Below are 18,471 nucleotides of genomic sequence, written 5' to 3'. Positions count from 1 at the left end.
CCGCCTTGCTATTTGATATACGTTGCCGATATCTTTTATGCGATTGCGCCGATTTTTCCGGGAGGATCTGGTGATGCGTTTGACCGTTTACTCCGACTACGCGTTGCGGCTCATGATGTATCTTGCGCTCAAGGGAGAGCGGCTGTCGACGATTGCGGAAATCGCCGAAGCTTATGATATTTCAAAGGCGCATCTGATGAAGATCACCCACGAACTCGGGCAAAAGGGCCTGATCGACACTGTACGAGGTCGTCACGGCGGCATGCGGCTTGCACGTGCAGTCGAACAGATCGGCGTCGGTGAGATCGTGCGGGCCTGCGAACCCGACTTTGCGATCGTGCCGTGCATGGAAAATGGTACGGAGATTGTCTGTGTCGTGCAGCCTGCGTGCGTATTGAAGAGGGCGCTCGCTTCGGCGGCTGCGGCATTTCTCGATGTGCTCGATGGCTACACGCTTGCCGACCTGACCCGACCAGCCGTACCATTGCGCCGCCTGCTCGCGCTGCCGGAGGCGGAAGCCCACGCAGGGCACCCGGGATGACAACAGGATCGCAAGGACCGTTTGCTCGGCAGAAGCACACCGGATGATATCGCCATCGTCGGACAGGACGGCATCGCCATGGCGGCGCAAGGCTGCAATAACCCGACGACGCTAAGTAAAGACCACGTCGCTTTCATCGATGCAGTCATGGGAGCTTGTCGAGTGCCATGATGCTCAGCTGGAAGGCCCGTAGCATCACCCTCACCTTCACGGACCGCTGGGGCTCGACATCGTGAAACCTCTCCCGCGACATTGTTTCAGAGATGAAATTTAAGCCTGGCGAGATCGCGTGATCACCAGATCTTCGGCTTCCTCTTGGCTCATATTGAGCACGGTCCTGCCAGTTTCGAAGCTGAAGCCATTGCGCCCGAAGGCCGCCATTTCTTTTGCGCTGCGCTCCCGATCGACGTCGCCACGACGAAACGGTCCGAAGCCACGCTTGCGCGCAAAATGCACGGCTGCGAGTAATTCATCCGCCTCATCAAGTGCGGCAGTAATGACCTCTTGATCGACGCCCTTTTGTGTAAGGGTCTGAGCGATGCGCCGCTTCGACCGGCCACTGCGAACACCAGAGCGCGTGCTGATCTCGGCATAGCTGATATCGTTCAGGCCGCCATTGTCATAGGCGAAGGTCACGGCCGATTCTGCAACCGCTCTGAGCTGCATTTCGGTGATGTTCTCGAATTTGTGCTTCGCCTTCCGGATGATGGCATCGTACAGCTGTCTTTCGGTCATCATTCGCCGCTCGAGCCGATAGATGGTGGAGTTTCGGGCCCAACTCAGCATCCGTGCACTGGGAACGTCTGATGGTGCTTCATCATTGCTCACGATTCAGTCGCACCCCTGGTGCTTACCTGTGAGAGAAGCCAGGTCGTGAACGCCACGCCGAGGGCATGTTCGCGCTTACCGTCTGGCATCACGACATAATAGCTGTTTTCCGTCGCCATCGGCCGGTCAAAGACGATTTGCAGCTTTCCAGCACTCAACTCTTGTTCGATGAGATAGAGCGGTAGAAGCGCGAACCCCATCGCCATCGTAGCCGCCTCGATGATCATCGAAAACTGGTCGAACCGATTGCCGCGATAGGAAGGATCTGCGTCGACGTCGCAAAATTCGAACCATTGGCGCCAGAGTCGCGGGCGTGTAGCCAGATGCAGCAGGGGCCTGCGCATGAGCTCGGCCGGGGTTGCAACCGGATCCGCTTGTAAAAGGGTTGGGCTGGCAACGGGAACGATCTTCTCGTCGCAAAGGAAGGTGCAGGTCGCCCCTGCCCAGATTGGCTGGCCGTAATGGATGGCGAGATCGACGTTTTCCTGCTCGAAATCGAAAGGCTCGGAGCGCGATGTTATGTCAACGAGGGAGCCGGGATGGGCAGCCAGGAAGTTCGGCAGCCGAGGCGTCAGCCAACGACTGCCGAACGTCGGCAAGGTCGCAATCGAAAGCGTCGCAGTCGCATCGGCGCCCGATGCTGCACGGATCATCATCTCTTCTGTCTGATGGAGGAGCCGTCTTGCCTCAGGCAGCAGCCTTCGTCCGGCTTCCGACAGGATTGCCCGCTGGCGGACGCGTTCGAAGAGAAGGACCCCCAACTGGGTTTCCAGGTCCTTGATCTGGCGGCTGATGGCGCTTTGCGTCAGATGAAGTTCAAGAGCGGCGCGCGTGAAATTGCCGTGTCGGGCGGCAGATTCAAAAGACTGCAGCGTTGTCAGGTCGGGCGTCAGCTTTCGGGGCAAAGTCATTCCAAAACCGCATCATCTAAGCTTGATTTATTGTTATTCATGTACTCCACGCGCGATATGATCGCAATCCAGAATGAACTCTTCCAACTATGGCGCGTGAGGCAATAAATGTTGACCAGAAGTTTCGTTTCCTCCTGCAGCATCCGCACTGCATTCTCGGCGGCAATGTCGGCCATGTATCGCACCGAGGTGCCCGCTTACGGCACCCTGATGGACATTGTTGCAAAAGTGAATGAGGCCACGCTTGCAGCCGATCCAGCCCTCAGGCGCAGGTTGGAAGAAACGGATTCCCTCGAGCGTGTTTCCGAAGAGCGCCACGGCGCCATCCGTCTCGGAACTGCCGACGAACTTGCGATGATGAGACGCGTCTTTGCCGTCATGGGCATGTTCCCGGTCGGCTATTACGATCTCAGCGAGGCAGGCGTACCAGTCCATTCCACCGCTTTCCGCCCGGTCGGCGATGTAGCGCTGAAGCGCAACCCTTTCCGTGTTTTCACCTCGCTGCTGCGCCTCGACCTGATTGCCGACGAAGAACTGCGCGCCGAAGCCGAGACGGTCCTGCAGAAGCGTCATATCTTTACCGCTGGCGGCATCGAACTGACTGAAAGGGCCGAGCGCGAGGGCGGTCTAGGCGAGGACGATGCCAAGCGCTTCGTCGCAGAAGTGCTGGAGACTTTCCGCTGGCATCATCAGGCGAACGTTGATCTCGCCATGTATAGGCGCTTGCATGATGCGCACCGGCTTATAGCCGACGTTGTCTCCTTCAAGGGACCGCACATCAATCACCTGACACCCCGCACGCTTGATATCGACGAAGTGCAGCGGCTGATGCCGGAATATGGCATTGCGCCGAAGGCAGTTGTCGAAGGTCCGCCGAGCCGTCGTTGCGCGATTCTGCTGCGGCAGACGTCGTTCAAGGCCCTCGAGGAAGCCGTCTCTTTCAAGGATGCGGGCGGGAACTGGCAGCAGGGCACGCATACTGCGCGTTTTGGGGAGATTGAGAGCCGCGGTATCGCCCTGACACCGAAGGGCCGCGCCCTCTACGACAAGCTCTTGGCGGATTCGCGCAAGGTCGTGCGCCCCGCGGCCGATGGCTCGAACGCTGCGGCTTACGAAAAAGCACTCGCCGAGGCTTTCGCGCCTTTCCCGGACAGCTGGGCCGAAATTCGCGACCAGGGTCTTGGCTACTTCAGCTACTCACTCACGCCGAAGGGCCGGAGCGCGATTGCCTCGGCTGATGCCAGTGTCGATCAACTTGTGGCGGAAGGCCTCATCTGCTTCGACCCGATTGTCTACGAAGACTTCCTGCCCGTCAGTGCGGCGGGCATCTTCCAGTCCAACCTCGGGGACGAGGCTGCGCAGGAGTTCACTGCAAGCCCCAATCAGCAGCGCTTCGAGCGGGACCTCGGCGCCTCGGTTCTCAACGAATTCGATCACTATGCTGATATCGAGGCGCAATCAATCGCCGAATGCCGGGCCCTTCTGACCGCGGCGCAGGCGGCCGAGTAGGCCAACAGACCGAACCAGCAACCATTCAAAACGTCAAAGAGTGCACAAATGACCATCGCAGCAAGAACAGTGAATGTGGCCCACGAAGCCGTCGGGCTTCTCGACAAGATCGGCGTCGACAAGGCGCTCTACACCGGCGGCGACCTGGCCTCCTACAGCCCGGTCACGGGCGAGCAGCTCGCGGCTTTGAAGACAGACAGCCAGGACGCGGCGGGCGCCAAGATCGACAAGGCTGCGCGTGCATTCCAGACCTGGCGCCTTGTCCCGGCGCCGAAGCGCGGTGAGCTTGTCCGCCTCCTGGGCGAAGAGTTGCGTGCCGTCAAGACGGAGCTTGGCCGACTGGTATCGATCGAAGCCGGCAAGATTCCGTCCGAAGGCCTGGGGGAAGTACAGGAGATGATCGACATCTGCGATTTCGCGGTCGGTCTTTCCCGCCAGCTCTATGGTCTGACCATCGCAACCGAACGGCCGGGGCATCGAATGATGGAAACCTGGCATCCCCTCGGTGTTGTCGGTGTCATCTCTGCCTTCAACTTTCCTGTCGCAGTCTGGGCCTGGAACGCTGCTCTGGCGCTGGTCTGCGGCAACGCGGTCGTCTGGAAGCCTTCCGAAAAGACGCCGCTGACCGCACTTGCATCGCAGGCCATCCTGCAGCGCGCCATTGCCCGCTTCGGCGATGCGCCAGAGGGTCTGAGCGAAGTGCTGATCGGCGACCGTGCGATCGGCGAGGTCCTGGTCGACCATCCGAAGGTGCCGGTGGTTTCGGCGACGGGTTCTACGCGCATGGGACGGGAAGTCGGTCCTCGACTTGCTCGCCGCTTTGCCCGTTCGATCCTGGAACTCGGGGGCAACAATGCCGGCATTGTCTGCCCGTCTGCCGATCTCGACATGGCGCTGCGCGCAATTGCCTTCGGGGCAATGGGCACTGCCGGCCAGCGCTGCACGACACTTCGCCGCCTGTTCGTCCACGAGAGTGTTTATGATCAACTCGTACCGCGCCTGAAAAAGGCCTATGCCAATGTCTCTGTCGGCAATCCGCTTGAAAGCACGGCTCTGGTCGGTCCCCTGATCGACAAGCTTGCCTTCGACAATATGCAAAAGGCGATCGGCGAGGCGAAAGCCCATGGTGGCACGGTCAACGGCGGTGAGCGCGTCGCGATGCCCCACGACAAGGCCTATTACGTCAAGCCGGCGCTGGTGGAAATGCCGTCGCAGGTCGGGCCGGTGCTGGAAGAGACCTTCGCGCCGATCCTCTACGTGATGAAATACTCCGACTTCGACAGGGTTATCGAAGACCACAATGCCGTCGGCGCGGGGCTTTCCTCGTCGATCTTCACGCTGGACCTGCGTGAAGCGGAGCGCTTCCTGTCAGCCGATGGATCCGATTGCGGTATTGCAAACGTCAACATCGGAACATCAGGCGCTGAAATCGGTGGCGCATTCGGTGGCGAGAAGGAGACCGGTGGTGGCCGCGAGTCCGGTTCGGATGCGTGGAAGGCCTATATGCGCCGTGCAACCAACACGATCAACTATTCGAAGGCTCTGCCGCTGGCGCAGGGCGTTTCCTTCGAGATCGAGTAGGTGTTGCCATGACGATCGATGTGAAGATTGAAGAGGCGGGCTTTCGTCCCGCCTCGAGGATATCTGCCATAGGCGTCTCGGAGATCCTGCAGATCGGGGCGCGCGCCGCTGCCATGAAACGGGACGGCAAGCCGGTCATTATCCTTGGAGCCGGTGAGCCTGATTTTGAAACGCCAGACCACGTCAAGCAGGCTGCATGGGACGCAATGCAGCGCGGCGACACAAAATACACGGCGCTCGACGGCACGCCGGCGTTGAAGGAAGCAATCCGCACCAAGTTTTTGCGCGAGAACGAAGTTTCCTTCGAGGTTGGCGAGATAACCGTTGCCACCGGCGCCAAGCAGATCCTCTTCAACGCGATGATGGCAACCGTCGATCCAGGCGACGAGATTATCATTCCCACGCCCTACTGGACGTCCTATTCCGATATCGTTCAGATCTGCGAAGGCAAGCCGGTGCTTGTCCCATGCGATGCCGAGAGCGGCTTCCGGCTGACCGCCGAAAAACTCGAAGCTGCGATCACGCCGCGGACGCGTTGGCTGCTGCTGAATTCGCCGTCCAACCCGTCCGGTGCGGCCTATAGCGCAAAGGACTATCGCCCGTTGCTGGATGTACTGCTCAGGCATCCGCATGTCTGGTTGATGGTCGACGATATGTATGAACACATCGTCTATGACGATTTTCGGTTCGTCACGCCGTTGCAGCTGGAGCCGCGCCTGCGTGAGCGCACGCTGACGATCAACGGCGTCTCCAAGGCCTATGCCATGACCGGGTGGCGTATCGGCTATGCAGGTGGCCCGAAGGCGCTTATCAAGGCTATGGCCGTGGTGCAGAGCCAGGCGACGTCCTGCCCATCTTCGATCAGCCAGGCTGCCGCCGTTGCCGCACTCAACGGGCCGCAGGATTTTCTTGCCGAGCGAACGCAGAGCTTCAAGCGGCGCCGCGATCTCGTCGTTTCCGGTCTGAACGCAATTGATGGTCTCGATTGCCGCGTTCCCGAGGGCGCCTTTTATACCTTCTCCGGATGTGGCGGCATTCTCGGCCGGACTGCCCCAGACGGCCGCAAGATCACGTCGGACAGCGAGTTTTGCGCCTATCTGCTCGAGGAGGCGAATGTCGCTGTCGTTCCGGGCTCAGCCTTCGGCCTGTCGCCGTATTTCAGGATCTCCTACGCTTCAGCGGAAGCGGACCTGAAGGAAGCCCTGGAGCGAATCGCAGCAGCTTGCAGGCGGCTCGGCTGATTGTCTGAGCGAGAGAGGGTCGCCATTTTCCCGCCACGACGCAAAGGGAATTGAGTTTGGCTTTCGTTGCCAGGCAGACAACGCAAAAGCGCCCGGATCATTTCCGGGCGCTTTTTCCTGTCCACTTTGATTGGACGATCAGCCGGCGATCTTTTCGCCGTACGGCTTCTGCGCATAGTGGTGGCCGAAGCGGCTGTCGAGGAATGCGTCGAGACCAATATCTTCCTGGCGGATGAAACCCTTGCCAGGCAACTCACCCTTGGCCAGCATGTCGAGCACGGCGCAGATGCTGCAGGCGGTGGTGATCTGGATCGCACTCATCATGCGGCCGGCGACAACAGCGCTGTAGACCTTGTTGGCATAGGTTTCCTGCACGAGACGGCCGTTCTTCCAACCGGACACAGTGACGAAGACGATGACGACGTCCTGCATCGTGGACGGCAAGGCGTGCTCGAGGATGTCCTTGAGAACTTCGCGGCGATGACGCAGTCCGAGGTCGCTCAGCAATGCCTTCATGATCGCGGCGTGGCCGGGATAGCGGATCGTACGATAGTTCAGCGTGCGAACCTTGCCCTTCAGCGTCTCACACAGCGTGCCGAGACCGCCGGAGGTATTGAAGGCCTCGTAGGTTACGCCGTCGAGGGAGAACTCTTCCCGCTCTTCCAGAGCCGGAACTTCGATGAGCTGGCCATCGACGATCGCCTCGCAGGGCTCGATGTATTCGTTGATGACGCCGTCGGTGCTCCAGGTCAGGTTGTAGTTCAAGGCATTCGAGGGATACTGCGGCAAGGCGCCGACGCGCATGCGAACACTGTCGAGCTTGTCGAAGCGGCTCGCAAGATCGTTGGCGACGATCGAGATGAAGCCCGGCGCCAGGCCGCATTGCGGTATGAACGCGGTGGATGCACCGGCGGCAATTGCCTTGACGCGGCGGGTGGATTCGACGTCTTCGGTCAGATCGAGGTAGTGCACGCCGGCCTCGGCCGCAGCCTCGGCGATGGCAATGGTCAGATGGAACGGGGCGGCACTCAGCACGGCAAACTTGCCGGAAAGGAGTTTGACCAAGGCTGCGTGGTCGGCAATGTCCACTTCCGCCAGGCTGAGCGCGGCGTTGGTCTCCATGTGATCCAGCTGTTGCTTGCTGCGGTCGGCAAGCGTGACGTGGTAGTCGCCGGAATGGATGAGAAGACGGGCGATCGTCGAGCCGATCTTGCCAGCGCCGATGACGACAATGTTTTTCATATGCGTTCCCTCATATTGGTTCGAGAAATCTTTATGCCCCCTTTATTCCTGTCGGTTTGGTTGATTCACAGCGCGAGAATGATAAAATCGGCTGGAATTCTTTGGCATATCGCCGTCTGGATTGATCAATATGACGATGAGTGACAAGGATCGGCAGCTTCTGTCGATTCTCAGCGAAAACGCCCGGATGCCGACCGCCATGCTGGCCCGCAAACTCGGCCTGTCGCGCACAACAGTGCAGGCCAAGATCGAGCGCCTGGAGCGCGACGGCGTCATAGCAGGCTATGGCGTGCGGCTGTCGGATAACTTCGAGAGCGGTCAGATAAAGGCCCACGTGCTGATCACCCTTGCTGCCAAGGCGCTCGGACGCGTCACCCAAGAGCTGCAGGCCATTGCGGACGTCCGCTCGGTCCATTCGGTCAGCGGTAGTTTCGACATGATCGCAATCGTGGCCGCCGGCTCGATCAGCGAGCTCGATACCGCCATCGACAAGATTGGTGATATCGACGGCGTCGAGAAAACCCTCTCTTCGATCATCCTGTCGACGCGCATCAACCGCTAAAGGGCACCTGCATCTCGCGGTCAGCCTGGATTGCCCGAAGCACTAGACGCGGTAGGTGACGGCCGCCCCGGTGAGACCAGCACCGGCTGCTGCAAGAAGAAGGGTTTCACCCTCCCTGAGAGGCCGCGCGGCTGCATCCAGCGACAAGGTGAGCGGGATCGTCGCGGCGGAAGAGTTTCCGAACCGGTCCAGCGAGCAGACGGTCCGTTCGGGCCCGATCCCGAGATTGGTTGCAACTGCCTGAAATATCCGGACATTGGCCTGGTGCGGTACAAATCGGGTGATCGCTGCAGCTTCCACGCCAGCCATGTCGAGCGTCCGCTGCGAGGCGGTGCTCATCATCTCGACCGCCCGGGAAAACACCTCACGCCCGTCTCGCATCGTCATCAGATAGTCCGTGGCGGCGCGCCCCGGCGCGAAGGGCTTGTTGCTGCCGCCGGCGGCAATCGAGATCAGGTCATAGTTGCTGCCCTCGGAGCAGAGTTCAGTGCCGAGAATTCCGACGGTAGGATCGCTGGAGGGCGTCAGCACGACTGCGCCCGCCGCGTCAGCAAACAATACGCAACTGGCTCGCTCGGCCGGATTGATGCGGCGACTGAGAATATTGGCGGCAACGACAAGAACCGGCCTCCCCTGGGTGCGAACGAATGCGTCTGCGAGTGTCAGGGCATAAAGAAAGCCGGAGCAGGCGCCGGCCAGGTCGATCGCGCCACAGTGCTCGAGTCCAAGCCTGTGTGCCACGAGTGGCGCCGTCGGTGGCAGCAACTGATCCGGCGTGGAGGTTGCCAGGAGCATCAGGCCGACCTCGGATCGATCGATCCCGGCATTGTCGAGGGCCATGGCTCCGGCTTCGGTGGCGAGGCCGCTGAGGGTGTCGCCCTCTTCTGCCCAGTATCGGGTGCGGATCCCGGTGCGACGCTCGATCCAACCGGTTTCGAGCCCGAGGGATTGCTCGATTTCGGCGTTTTCGACACAGCGACCAGGAACAGCGTGCCCAAAGCCTGCGATGCGCGCGGAGCGGACCTTCGTCATGCTGCCGTTCCGATCAGTTCGTCCGCTGCCTCGTCTATGGCGTCATAAAGGCGATCGATTTCGGTTTCCGACACGCAATAAGGTGGCATGAGGTAGATGACGTTTCCAAGTGGGCGGATGAGGAGGTTGCGGTCGCGGAAGAAGCTGCGCAAGTGCGGTCCTATGTCGGCTAAATATCCTTCCGAGCCGACAGCCATGTCCAGCGCCGCAATGGTGCCGGTCTGGCGGACGTTCATGAAGCGCCGATCATTGGCGAAGCGTCGCAGCGCCTTCTCCTGCAGGGCAGCGAGGTGATCTATGCGCGCCTGAACCGGCTCGTTCGCCCAGATCTCCAGGTTGGCGACCGCTGCCGCGCATGCAATCGGGTTGGCAGTGTAGGAACTCGAATGGAAGAAGGTCTTGCGGCGGTCGGTGGAAACATGCGCGTCAAAGATCTCGCTTGTGCAAAGTGTGGCAGCGAGCGGCATGGCGCCCCCGGTCAGTCCTTTTGATGTGCAGAGGATATCCGGACAAATACCTGCCTGATCGCAGGCAAACAGGGTCCCTGTCCTGCCCCAGCCGGTCATCACTTCGTCTGCGATGAAAAGCACATCGTGGGAGCGGGCGATCTCCCTGAGCTTGCCGAGCAAGGATGGCTCGAACATCTTCATGCCACCGGCGCCAAGTACCAGTGGCTCAATCAACAAAGCCGCGACCTGGCCGGAGCAACAAAGGAGGTGAAAGGCATCAAGCGTCCGTTGCTCCGAACCGGGCTCCGGAAAGGCAAGTCGATCTACGCCGAACAGCAGAGGCTCGTAGGCGGCATTGAAGACGCCCCTTTCGCCGACGGACATCGTTCCGATCGTGTCGCCATGATAACCGTGCTCCATGACGACGATCCGATCGCGGCGCCTGCCGGTGTTGTGGAAGAAGCCAAGCGCCATCTTCAACGCAACCTCGACCGCCGTCGACCCGCTGTCCGAATAGAAGACGTGCTCAAGCCCGGCCGGACTTACCTTGATCAGACCACGGGCGAGTTCTTCGGCAGGGGCATGCGTGTATTCGGCGAAGATGACCTGGTCATAACTGTCAGTCGCACGGCGGATCGCCTCCATGATCGTCGGATGCCGATGCCCGTGGGTGCTGACCCACCATGAGGAGATCGCATCAAGAATGCGACTGCCGGCTTCGTCGATCAGATAGGCGCCTTCCGTCTCTATGACCTTTTTCATCGGCGGCTCGAGGCCGTGCTGTGTAAATGGATGCCATACAGGGGAACGCGTCATGACGTTGAACTCCGAAAGACCGACACGTCGAAGCCGCGATGAAAGGCTGCCATCAGGCCGTCGTGGGTAAGTGGGTTGGTCGGCTCCAGCCGTCCCAATTCCCGAGCACCACTCATGTGGATGATGATCCTCTGGGTTTCGGCGTTTTCCTTGCCCATAAAGGCAATGCCGAAGATGGGCACACATCGGCGCTGCAGCGCTTCTACGGATAACAGCGTATGGTTGATGGTGCCGAGCGAGGTTCTGGCGCACAGGATGACGGGTGCCTGCCAGCGAGCGAAGACATCTGCAAACAGGATTCCTGATGTCAGTGGAACGAGAACGCCACCAGCGCCCTCAATGACAAGCGAATGCGGGAGCGCCGGCAGTTCAAGCGCGCCGGGTTCGATCGTCACGTGATCAAGCGCTGCTGCGTGGTGGGGGGATGCTGGTGTCTTTAGCCGGTAGGCCTCGGGTAGAATCCGTTCGGCCGGAACGTTGCCCAGTCGGGCGACCGTTTCTGCGTCAGTCTCTTCGTCCAGTCCCGACTGGACAGGTTTCCAGTAATGCCCTTTGAGTGCGCAGGTTAATGCGGCGGCGAAAACAGTCTTGCCGATGCCGGTGTCAGTGCCGGTGACGACGAAGCGCGACGTCATTGCTGCTCCTTTCGCATGACAACGGCCAGCCTCTCGAACAGCCGCGAAATTGTCTCCGGTTCGACGTTGAGGGTGATGGAGATGCGCAAACGCGCCGTGCCCTCCGCCACGGTTGGTGGGCGGATGGGTCTGACGTCGAAACCCTCGGCCCGCAAGCCTTCGGCGATCCGCACCGCGCGACGATTGTCGCCGACAAGAATGGGGAGGATCTGTGAGCCGCTGGATCGCATCCCGATCGTCCTTTCCATCTCGCGATTGGCAAGAGAGACAAGTCCGGCGAGCTTGTCGCGTCGCTCCGGTTCATCGTCGAGGATCCTCAATGCCTCCCGAACTGTCGCAGCCATCAGCGGGGATGGTGCCGTTGAATAGATGAAGTTGCGGGCGCGATTGACGAGAAAATCGCAGAGGACTGTCGGTGCAAGAACAAGCGCGCCTGACGCACCAAGCGCCTTGCCGCAGGTGTGCAGCGTTATGCAGTTTTCTGGATGCCCCAGCCCCTCCGCCAGGCCGCGTCCTCCCTTTCCGAAGACCCCCGTCGCATGTGCCTCATCGATGACGAGGAAACCATCATGGAGCCTCGCAAGTTCGGCCAACTCGCGAAGCGGTGCGCGATCCCCGTCCATCGAGTAGAGACTTTCGACAGCGATCCAGGGTCGGCCGGTGCCGCCGGCTTTGCGCCATGATCGGATGGCGTCGGCGACGGCGTTGACATCGTTGTGTGAGGTCGCGATCGATGGCGCCCGGCTGGCAGAAATCCCTTCATGAGCGCTGGCATGGATGAGCGCATCATGAAGGATGATGTCCTGGCGCTGTGGCAAGGTTGAGAACAACGCCACATTGGCAGCATAACCGTTGGCGAAGTAGAGCGCCCGTGCTGCCCCGAAATACGCGGCAGCCTCCCGCTCCAGCGCGTCATGCTCCGGATGATTGCCACGTAGCAGGCGCGAACCCCCGGCCCCCACTGCCACGCCGCGGTCCAATGCAGACCGAAGCGCATCTCCTAGCCGCTGCGATTGCGCAAGACCAAGGTAGTCGTTCGAGGCGAAATCCGCGCCGCAAGCGGCGACAAGGCTGCGGCTCCTTCCCTTGCGATCAAGGCCAGCGAGCTTGCGCTCATAGACTGCAAGGCCCCCGGCACTCACTCTACCCGTTCCAGCTGTTCGGCCTTCAACCCCAGGCGGCGAAAGAGAGCCGCGTCATGATCCTCACCGGGATTGTCCGCTGTCAGGAGGGTTTCGCCCACAAAGATGGAATTGGCGCCCGCAAAGAAACAGAGCGCCTGCATCTCGTCCGACATATCCGTTCGTCCCGCAGACAGGCGAACGTGGGAAGCAGGCATCAGGATACGTGCCAGTGCAACCGTCCGAACGAATTCGATTGGATCGATCGGCTTTGCATTGGCGAGCTTTGAACCCGGGATCGGGATCAGCATGTTGATCGGAACGCTCTCTGGCGGCGCCGGAAGATTGGCAAGCGTGACAAGCATCGAGATCCGATCTTCCGCCGTCTCGCCCATTCCGAGAATGCCGCCGGCGCAGACCTTGATGCCGGCCCGGCGGACATTGGCAAGGGTATCAAGGCGATCTGCGAAGGTCCTGCTCGTGATGATCTCGCTATAGAAGCGCTCCGAGGTATCGATGTTGTGATTGTAATAGTCGAGGCCGGCATCCGCGAGCCTTGCCGATTGCTGCGGCGTCAGCATGCCGAGCGTCATGCAGGTCTCCATCCCGAGCGCCCGCACACCCTCGACCATCGCGACGATCGAGTCCATGTCCCGGTCCTTGGGGCTGCGCCAGGCGGCGCCCATGCAATAGCGCGTCGCACCCCCTTCCCTCGCCTTTCGCGCTTCGGAAAGTACGCGGTCGACCTCCATCAGTTTTGAGGCCTTGAGGCCGGTCGGATAATGGGCCGACTGGCTGCAATAGCCGCAGTCTTCGGCGCATCCGCCGGTCTTGACGGACAGGAGGCGGCTCATCTGTACGGCATTGGGATCAAAATTGGCTCGATGGATGCCGTGGGCGCGAAAGAGAAGGTCGCTGAAAGGCAAATTATAGATAATCTCAGCGTCCGAGGTGGTTAGTTGCCCCCTATTGCCGCTCGCCGCGGTTGGACAGTCGGTATGTGGCTGCATTTGATTAAAACCTTTGCGCTGCGGAATGTCGAGGTCGTAGATAGAAATCAAAATTATCTATAATAATTTCATACGACATTAGGCAAGTGCGTTTTTCAGTCCGCCGGAGGTAAATTGGGGATCCGGCTCTGGTGCTCCAGTGTCGGCTAGCGCCTGATTGGCTGACAGGCTTCGCGTTTTCGATGCCACTCTCAGAAATCAGGCTGCATTCCAGCGCGCAACAGGGATTGCGATCGCTCGGCCGATGCGCGTCGCTATTGTCCGAGCTCGGAGCGAAGGCTACCGCTGAACAGGAAACGCGCGCGGAGCAAGTGGGAACGGAGGCTAGCCGACGATTGCAAATCGCTCGCGAGCGGCATGCTGCATTCGCCGCGACGGGCCGCCGATCCATTGCACATGCCGCTCCAGCGCGGTCACGGCATTCTCGACCTTGCCGGCGCGAAGGAATGCGAGAATGCTGCGGTGGTCCGTATCGATTCGCGGTTCCCAGTCGGTGAGCCAGGTGGCGAACAAGAATCGGGCGCTCGCCGCATGCAGGTCGTCAATGGCAGAAAGCAGACGCGGCATTTCGCAGGGTTCGAGGATGAGCTTGTGAAACCTGCGATTGGCCTCTTCCCAGGTGCGAACGTCGCGCGCATTGTCACCGTCGATCGTTGCCTGCTCGGCCTGGTCGAGACGCGAAGGCGTCAGGTGCTCTGCCGAGTGGCGCAGTGCAAGGCCCTCGAGGGCGGCGCGCATCTTCGCGACCTCCTGCACCTCCTTTAGATCGAAGGAGGCAACACGAACGCCGCGGCGCGGTTCGCTGACGGCAAGGCCTTGCGCCTCCAGACGGCGCAGGGCCTCGCGCACGGGAACGTGCGAGGATCCGAATTCCTCGGCTATGTGGTCCTGCTTCAGTTTCGAGCCGGGCGGCAAGGCGCCCGTCACGATGCGCTCCGCGAGCGCGCGACTTATGCGGCCGGCTATCGTGTCGTCGTTATGAATAGTCATATTTTAGAGATAGTTCCTGCGCTCGATGCTGTCGAGATGCGTATCACCGACTGCTGTGGATTTGTAGGTTGGCCCTGCAGCGGTTCCTGGCGGTTTTGACGGCCATGCGGCATTGGTTGCAAAGTTCCGGCACGAAGATCGGCAATGCCGGGCCCTGATTGTTTGTCCGTTCGACACCAAGGCGGGGTCACGCCGCGTTGGTTGTCGGGCCATGACGCGGGACAATCTCTTATTCGTCCAACGCCATCTTGCAATGATTGTGTTGGATGCAGGGAGGCGCAGGACGACCGAAGGGTTCCTTGACGGATATCGGGGTCACGGTCGGGCGTTGTCGTCAGGATCCGTTCCGCACAGCGCGTTGAAGGCTTCCTCGTCGTTGGCGGTAACAGCCGCCGGCGCAAGCTTTGCGGCCTTTGCCTGTAGTCGGGGGACTCCACGCTCGGACGGTGGGCCGTGCCGGGCGGCGATGACATTTCGTCCTGGAAATAAAGACTTGGGCACGCCAGATGGCGAGCTCGTGCATAGGATGGTGGCTTCACCGTTGCGTTTGCGGTGGTTTTCTTGCCGATGAGCGGCGCGCGGGCCTGCGTCATCTGAACGCCGCGCCATGGCGGGCTGACCTTCTGTGGTCATGTCGTCACTGTGATTTGCGCGTGGTTGGTGTTGTACCTGCTGCCGCTTGTGTGCGGGCGTCGCACTTGGCGGCTGCGCGGGCCAGGCGTGAAGGCGGCGGCGTTACCCACAGGCCTTCGAGCGCCGGGGAGGCATGAGAGGGCTTTTCGCGAAGAACCGAGGAGGTGAGCGACAATGCGGTCGGCGCCTCCGGTGACGGTGGTTGGTGTATGCAGGATGATTGACCGTTGTCGCAGGGCTTGGCTCGAACATGAAGGGATCTGCGACTGGACCTGCCAAGGCGCTCGGCGCTGTCTGCCTGTCTTGCGCTCGCATTGGCCGGAAGACCGTCGGGGGGGGCACCATCAGGATTTGCCCTGACCATCGGTTGCTGCCAGGCTCGCCGAGTTCCGGTTCAAGCGGAGTTCCCCGCGGGGAACAATGGGTGAGATGACGTGTCGTGCCGCTATCCACCGGCGCGAGGGGGAGTATCGGTTCGACAGGAATCGTTTGGCGTTGTCGCAGGGCTTTGCTCGGACATGAAGGGATCTCCGAATGGCCTTGCCAAGGCGCTGGGAGCTGTCTGCCTGTCTCGCGCTCGCATCGGCCGGAAGACCGTCGGGGTGCAGCATGAGGAGATACCCTGACCATCGGTTGCTGCCAGCCTTGCAAGGTCCCGATCGAGCGGAGTTCCCCGCGGGGAACAATGGGTGAGATGACCTGTCGTGCCGCTATCCACCGGCGCGAGGGGAAGTATCGGTTCGAAAGGAACCGTTGGGCGTCGGCGTAAGGCTTGGCTCGGACATGAAGGGATCTGCGACCGGAGTTGCCAAGGTGCTCGACGCTGTCTGCCTGTTTCGCGCTCGCATTGGCCGGAAGATCGCCGGGACGTAGCATCAGGAGGTGCCCTGACCATCGGGTTGCTGCCAGCCTCGCAGTGTCCCGACCATGCGGAGTTCCCCGCGGGGAACAGTAGGGTCAAGATCATTTGTCGCGCCGCTGATCCACCGGCATGAGGCGCAGGATCATTTCAAAATAGCCGCGCCGTGATTGGTGTGCCTTGGTGACAATTCCCCGATGATCGGGCGATTGTTGTTGACAAAGCACGGTCTTGTCCGAGATTCTGTGGGCAGGTTTCAGCATTTGCGCCGCTCGCAGGAAGCGGCGCAAGGACATATTCTGGATGCCGCAGCCGTCATTGAGGCAATTTCAGCAGCATCCTTCGGCATTGGCTTCCCGCCCTGCAAATTGCATGTAGCGGAACCAAACCGGCCGTTGGCTGCCGTAAGTGAAAATATGTACGGTTGGTCAATGATTTAGCGGCGGCGCGACGACTGTGTCAGCAGACGCTGCGAAAGCGATCAACGCATGTGGAGAGCACTTTTTCCCCCGGTCGTTTCCACCAGTTCGCTGCCGAAAAGATTTCGACTTCCTGCGCTCCATGATAACCGGCAGCCTCGATGGAGCGTCGGATCCCCTTGAGATCGATCACGCCGTCTCCCATCATGCCGCGGTCCAGCAACAGGTCCGTGGTCGGAACCAGCCAGTCGCAGATGTGGTGTGCCAGGATCCGGCCCGACGCCCCGGCTCGGGTGATTTGCTGCTCGAGTTTCGGGTCCCACCAGACGTGATAGACGTCGATGGCCACACCGACGCCGTTGCCGAGAAGGTCACAGATATCGAGTGCCTGCTCAAGTGTGTTCACGCAGGCGCGGTCGGCGGCATACATCGGATGCAGCGGTTCGATCGCAAGTGGTATGCCGGATGCGCGTGCGTGCGGAAGGATCGCGCCGATCCCGTCTGCAACCATATCGCGCGCGTGGGCGATATCCCTGGACCCCGCAGGCAGGCCTCCGACGACGAGAACCAGGCAGTCGGCGTTGAGAGCAGCTGCCTCATCGATCGCCCTCTTGTTGTCGTCGATTGCTGCAGCTCGCCCCGCAGCATCCGCGGCGGGGAACATGCCCCCGCGGCAAAGCCCGGTCACCTGCAGTTGGTTGTCGGCGACGATCCGGGCAGCTTCCGACAAGCCGATCTTATGCACCTGATCACGCCAGGGAGCGATCGCAACAATATCCTGCTTGAGGCAGGCCTCGACCGCCTGCTTCATGTCGTACTGCTCTCGCACCGTCGCGAGGTTGATGGAAAGGCCATTGACTGCCATTTTTGATATTCCTCCCTCACCTCGCGATGCGAAGTGCATGCCGTGATTTTCAGATGCCTGCAGTCGCCAGGATCGTCTTCATCCGGCTGACGGCGAGATCCGGATCCCGCAGGACGCGGGCCTCGTCGGCAAGTCGGAACAGTTCCGCCAGATGCACCATCGAGCGCGTGCTTTGCTGGCCGCCCAGCATCTGGAAGTGATTCTGGAAACCATTGAGATAGGCCAGGAAGACTACGCCCGTCTTGTAGAACCGCGTCGGCGCCTTGAAGATGTGCCGTGAAAGCGGCACGGTCGGCGCCAGGATCTCGTGGAATCCGGCGAGATCGTCTGCGCCAAGCTTCTGCAGGGCAGCGCTGGCCGCGGGCGCTATGGCATCAAAAATGCCGAGCAAGGCGTGTGAGTATCCTTTCTCGTCGCCGGCGATAAGCTCCGCGTAGTTGAAGTCATCGCCCGTATACATCTTGACCGCCGGATCAAGCTTTCGACGCATGACGATCTCTTTCTCCGCGGAGAGGAGGGAGATCTTCACGCCGTCCACCTTGGTTGCGTGGTCATTGATGATGGCGACGGCCGTTTCCATGGCCTGCATATCATCACGCGAACCCCAATAGCCGGCGAGCGCAGGATCAAACATATCGCCAAGCCAATGGATGATCACCGGCTGCCGGACCTGCCGCAAGATGCGATCATAGACACGCACGTAATCCTCGGGGCTCTTGGCGGCGGCCGCAAGTGCGCGGCTTGCCATGAGGATGATCCGCCCGCCCTGCCCTTCGACGTAGGCGACCTGCTCCTCATAAGCCTGGATGACATCATCGATGCTAACGCCAGGGCCTGGTGGCAGATGGTCGGTGCCGGCGCCATAGGCGATGAGGGCATCCGGGCGCCTGCGCGCTGCCGATTGGACATTGGCGATGAGTTCCTTGGCGCCAGCCCAGTCGAGCCCCATGCCACGTTGGGCGGTGTCCATCGCCTCGGCAACGCCGAGGCCGAGATCCCAAAGATACTCCCGGAATGCAACGGTGCGTTCCCAGTCGATGTTGCGGTCGAGCCATGGATCGTTGTCTGCCAATGGATCGACGACCACATGAGCGGCCGCGTAGGCGACACGGTTGAAGGCATGGCCGCCGGTCGGGCGTTCCGGCGCGGCAAGCGGTGCGTTGGCGATGGCATAATCCTCCAGCGTGCCGCCGGAGACGGGAAGACGAAGTGACTTTGCCATGGCCG

At 60.7% G+C, this 18,471-nt stretch carries 16 protein-coding genes and 2 pseudogenes; 6 read left to right on the top strand and 12 right to left on the bottom strand.

Features of this window, described 5'->3' with window-relative positions; genetic code table 11:
• The first annotated feature begins 73 nt into the window (after positions 1-73).
• Complete coding sequence (locus tag IB248_RS01470) at positions 74-541, top strand: Rrf2 family transcriptional regulator (protein ID WP_018855499.1); 468 nt, start codon at positions 74-76, stop codon at positions 539-541.
• Positions 542-559: 18 nt separating this feature from the next.
• Positions 560-777 (top strand): annotated as a pseudogene (locus IB248_RS32335) (LacI family transcriptional regulator); the annotation flags it as partial.
• Positions 778-811: 34 nt separating this feature from the next.
• On the opposite strand, the gene recX reads toward IB248_RS32335, so the two are convergent.
• Entirely contained in the window at positions 812-1,369 is a 558-nt protein-coding gene (gene recX / locus IB248_RS01460; protein WP_192240108.1) for a recombination regulator RecX, read from the bottom strand.
• Complete coding sequence (locus tag IB248_RS01455; RefSeq protein ID WP_169679965.1) at positions 1,366-2,280, bottom strand: LysR family transcriptional regulator; 915 nt, start codon at positions 2,278-2,280, stop codon at positions 1,366-1,368. The genes recX and IB248_RS01455 overlap by 4 nt, the downstream gene beginning before the upstream one ends.
• A 108-nt stretch (positions 2,281-2,388) precedes the next feature.
• Here IB248_RS01455 and IB248_RS01450 point away from each other — a divergent pair, with 108 nt between their 5' ends.
• The 3 genes from IB248_RS01450 to IB248_RS01440 are packed head-to-tail and all read left to right on the top strand — an operon-like array spanning position 2,389 to position 6,611.
• A complete protein-coding gene (locus IB248_RS01450) occupies positions 2,389-3,789 on the top strand; it encodes a VOC family protein (RefSeq protein ID WP_192240107.1) in 1,401 nt (466 codons plus the stop codon).
• Positions 3,790-3,837: 48 nt separating this feature from the next.
• Positions 3,838-5,370, top strand: coding sequence for an aldehyde dehydrogenase family protein (locus IB248_RS01445; protein ID WP_192240106.1), 1,533 nt, complete (start codon positions 3,838-3,840; stop codon positions 5,368-5,370).
• A gap of 8 nt (positions 5,371-5,378) precedes the next feature.
• A complete protein-coding gene (locus tag IB248_RS01440) occupies positions 5,379-6,611 on the top strand; it encodes a pyridoxal phosphate-dependent aminotransferase (RefSeq protein ID WP_192240105.1) in 1,233 nt (410 codons plus the stop codon).
• Positions 6,612-6,749: 138 nt separating this feature from the next.
• On the opposite strand, the gene IB248_RS01435 is transcribed toward IB248_RS01440, so the two are convergent.
• Entirely contained in the window at positions 6,750-7,853 is a 1,104-nt protein-coding gene (locus IB248_RS01435; protein WP_169679973.1) for a saccharopine dehydrogenase family protein, read from the bottom strand.
• Positions 7,854-7,983: 130 nt separating this feature from the next.
• Here IB248_RS01435 and IB248_RS01430 point away from each other — a divergent pair, with 130 nt between their 5' ends.
• Positions 7,984-8,415, top strand: a complete 432-nt coding sequence (locus tag IB248_RS01430; protein ID WP_112646901.1) for an Lrp/AsnC family transcriptional regulator — start codon at positions 7,984-7,986, stop codon at positions 8,413-8,415.
• A 42-nt stretch (positions 8,416-8,457) separates the two neighbouring features.
• On the opposite strand, the gene IB248_RS01425 is transcribed toward IB248_RS01430, so the two are convergent.
• From IB248_RS01425 to IB248_RS01385, 9 genes and pseudogenes are all read right to left on the bottom strand, one after another.
• The gene (locus IB248_RS01425; protein WP_192240104.1) at positions 8,458-9,447 is read right to left on the bottom strand and encodes a beta-ketoacyl-ACP synthase III; all 990 of its coding nucleotides are present in this window, start codon (positions 9,445-9,447) and stop codon (positions 8,458-8,460) included.
• The gene (locus IB248_RS01420; protein WP_192240103.1) at positions 9,444-10,712 is read right to left on the bottom strand and encodes an adenosylmethionine--8-amino-7-oxononanoate transaminase; all 1,269 of its coding nucleotides are present in this window, start codon (positions 10,710-10,712) and stop codon (positions 9,444-9,446) included. The genes IB248_RS01425 and IB248_RS01420 overlap by 4 nt, the downstream gene beginning before the upstream one ends.
• The gene (bioD, locus tag IB248_RS01415) at positions 10,709-11,347 is read right to left on the bottom strand and encodes a dethiobiotin synthase (RefSeq protein ID WP_192240102.1); all 639 of its coding nucleotides are present in this window, start codon (positions 11,345-11,347) and stop codon (positions 10,709-10,711) included. The genes IB248_RS01420 and bioD overlap by 4 nt, the downstream gene beginning before the upstream one ends.
• Positions 11,344-12,489: an 8-amino-7-oxononanoate synthase gene (locus IB248_RS01410; RefSeq protein ID WP_192240101.1), complete on the bottom strand. Its 1,146-nt coding sequence runs from the start codon at positions 12,487-12,489 to the stop codon at positions 11,344-11,346. The genes bioD and IB248_RS01410 overlap by 4 nt, the downstream gene beginning before the upstream one ends.
• Positions 12,486-13,418: pseudogene (bioB, locus tag IB248_RS01405) on the bottom strand (biotin synthase BioB); the annotation flags it as partial. The pseudogene bioB and the gene IB248_RS01410, both read right to left, overlap by 4 nt.
• A gap of 384 nt (positions 13,419-13,802) precedes the next feature.
• Positions 13,803-14,468, bottom strand: a complete 666-nt coding sequence (locus IB248_RS01400; protein WP_025658367.1) for a GntR family transcriptional regulator — start codon at positions 14,466-14,468, stop codon at positions 13,803-13,805.
• A 1,596-nt stretch (positions 14,469-16,064) separates the two neighbouring features.
• Entirely contained in the window at positions 16,065-16,250 is a 186-nt protein-coding gene (locus IB248_RS01395; RefSeq protein ID WP_192240100.1) for a hypothetical protein, read from the bottom strand.
• A 169-nt stretch (positions 16,251-16,419) separates the two neighbouring features.
• On the bottom strand, positions 16,420-17,244 hold the full coding sequence (locus tag IB248_RS01390) for a sugar phosphate isomerase/epimerase (protein ID WP_192240099.1): 825 nt from the start codon (positions 17,242-17,244) through the stop codon (positions 16,420-16,422).
• A 49-nt stretch (positions 17,245-17,293) separates the two neighbouring features.
• The gene (locus IB248_RS01385) at positions 17,294-18,466 is read right to left on the bottom strand and encodes a dihydrodipicolinate synthase family protein (RefSeq protein ID WP_192240098.1); all 1,173 of its coding nucleotides are present in this window, start codon (positions 18,464-18,466) and stop codon (positions 17,294-17,296) included.
• Between the last annotated feature and the right edge of the window lie 5 nt (positions 18,467-18,471).

This window comes from Rhizobium sp. RHZ01, assembly GCF_014851595.1.
Classification (GTDB): Bacteria; Pseudomonadota; Alphaproteobacteria; order Rhizobiales; family Rhizobiaceae; genus Rhizobium; species Rhizobium altiplani.
The sequence above is the reverse complement of the archived record's forward strand: the minus strand, read 5'-3'. Positions and strand labels throughout refer to the sequence as shown.

Excerpts from the sequence above, each read along its gene's own strand:
- IB248_RS01470 (WP_018855499.1), top strand. The coding sequence starts at position 74 with ATGCGTTTGACCGTTTACTCCGACTACGCGTTGCGGCTCATGATGTAT.
- IB248_RS01455 (WP_169679965.1), bottom strand. The coding sequence starts at position 2,280 with ATGACTTTGCCCCGAAAGCTGACGCCCGACCTGACAACGCTGCAGTCT.
- IB248_RS01450 (WP_192240107.1), top strand. The coding sequence starts at position 2,389 with ATGTTGACCAGAAGTTTCGTTTCCTCCTGCAGCATCCGCACTGCATTC.
- IB248_RS01445 (WP_192240106.1), top strand. The coding sequence starts at position 3,838 with ATGACCATCGCAGCAAGAACAGTGAATGTGGCCCACGAAGCCGTCGGG.
- IB248_RS01440 (WP_192240105.1), top strand. The coding sequence starts at position 5,379 with ATGACGATCGATGTGAAGATTGAAGAGGCGGGCTTTCGTCCCGCCTCG.
- IB248_RS01435 (WP_169679973.1), bottom strand. The coding sequence starts at position 7,853 with ATGAAAAACATTGTCGTCATCGGCGCTGGCAAGATCGGCTCGACGATC.
- IB248_RS01430 (WP_112646901.1), top strand. The coding sequence starts at position 7,984 with ATGACGATGAGTGACAAGGATCGGCAGCTTCTGTCGATTCTCAGCGAA.
- IB248_RS01425 (WP_192240104.1), bottom strand. The coding sequence starts at position 9,447 with ATGACGAAGGTCCGCTCCGCGCGCATCGCAGGCTTTGGGCACGCTGTT.
- IB248_RS01420 (WP_192240103.1), bottom strand. The coding sequence starts at position 10,712 with ATGACGCGTTCCCCTGTATGGCATCCATTTACACAGCACGGCCTCGAG.
- bioD (WP_192240102.1), bottom strand. The coding sequence starts at position 11,347 with ATGACGTCGCGCTTCGTCGTCACCGGCACTGACACCGGCATCGGCAAG.
- IB248_RS01400 (WP_025658367.1), bottom strand. The coding sequence starts at position 14,468 with ATGACTATTCATAACGACGACACGATAGCCGGCCGCATAAGTCGCGCG.
- IB248_RS01390 (WP_192240099.1), bottom strand. The coding sequence starts at position 17,244 with ATGGCAGTCAATGGCCTTTCCATCAACCTCGCGACGGTGCGAGAGCAG.
- IB248_RS01385 (WP_192240098.1), bottom strand. The coding sequence starts at position 18,466 with ATGGCAAAGTCACTTCGTCTTCCCGTCTCCGGCGGCACGCTGGAGGAT.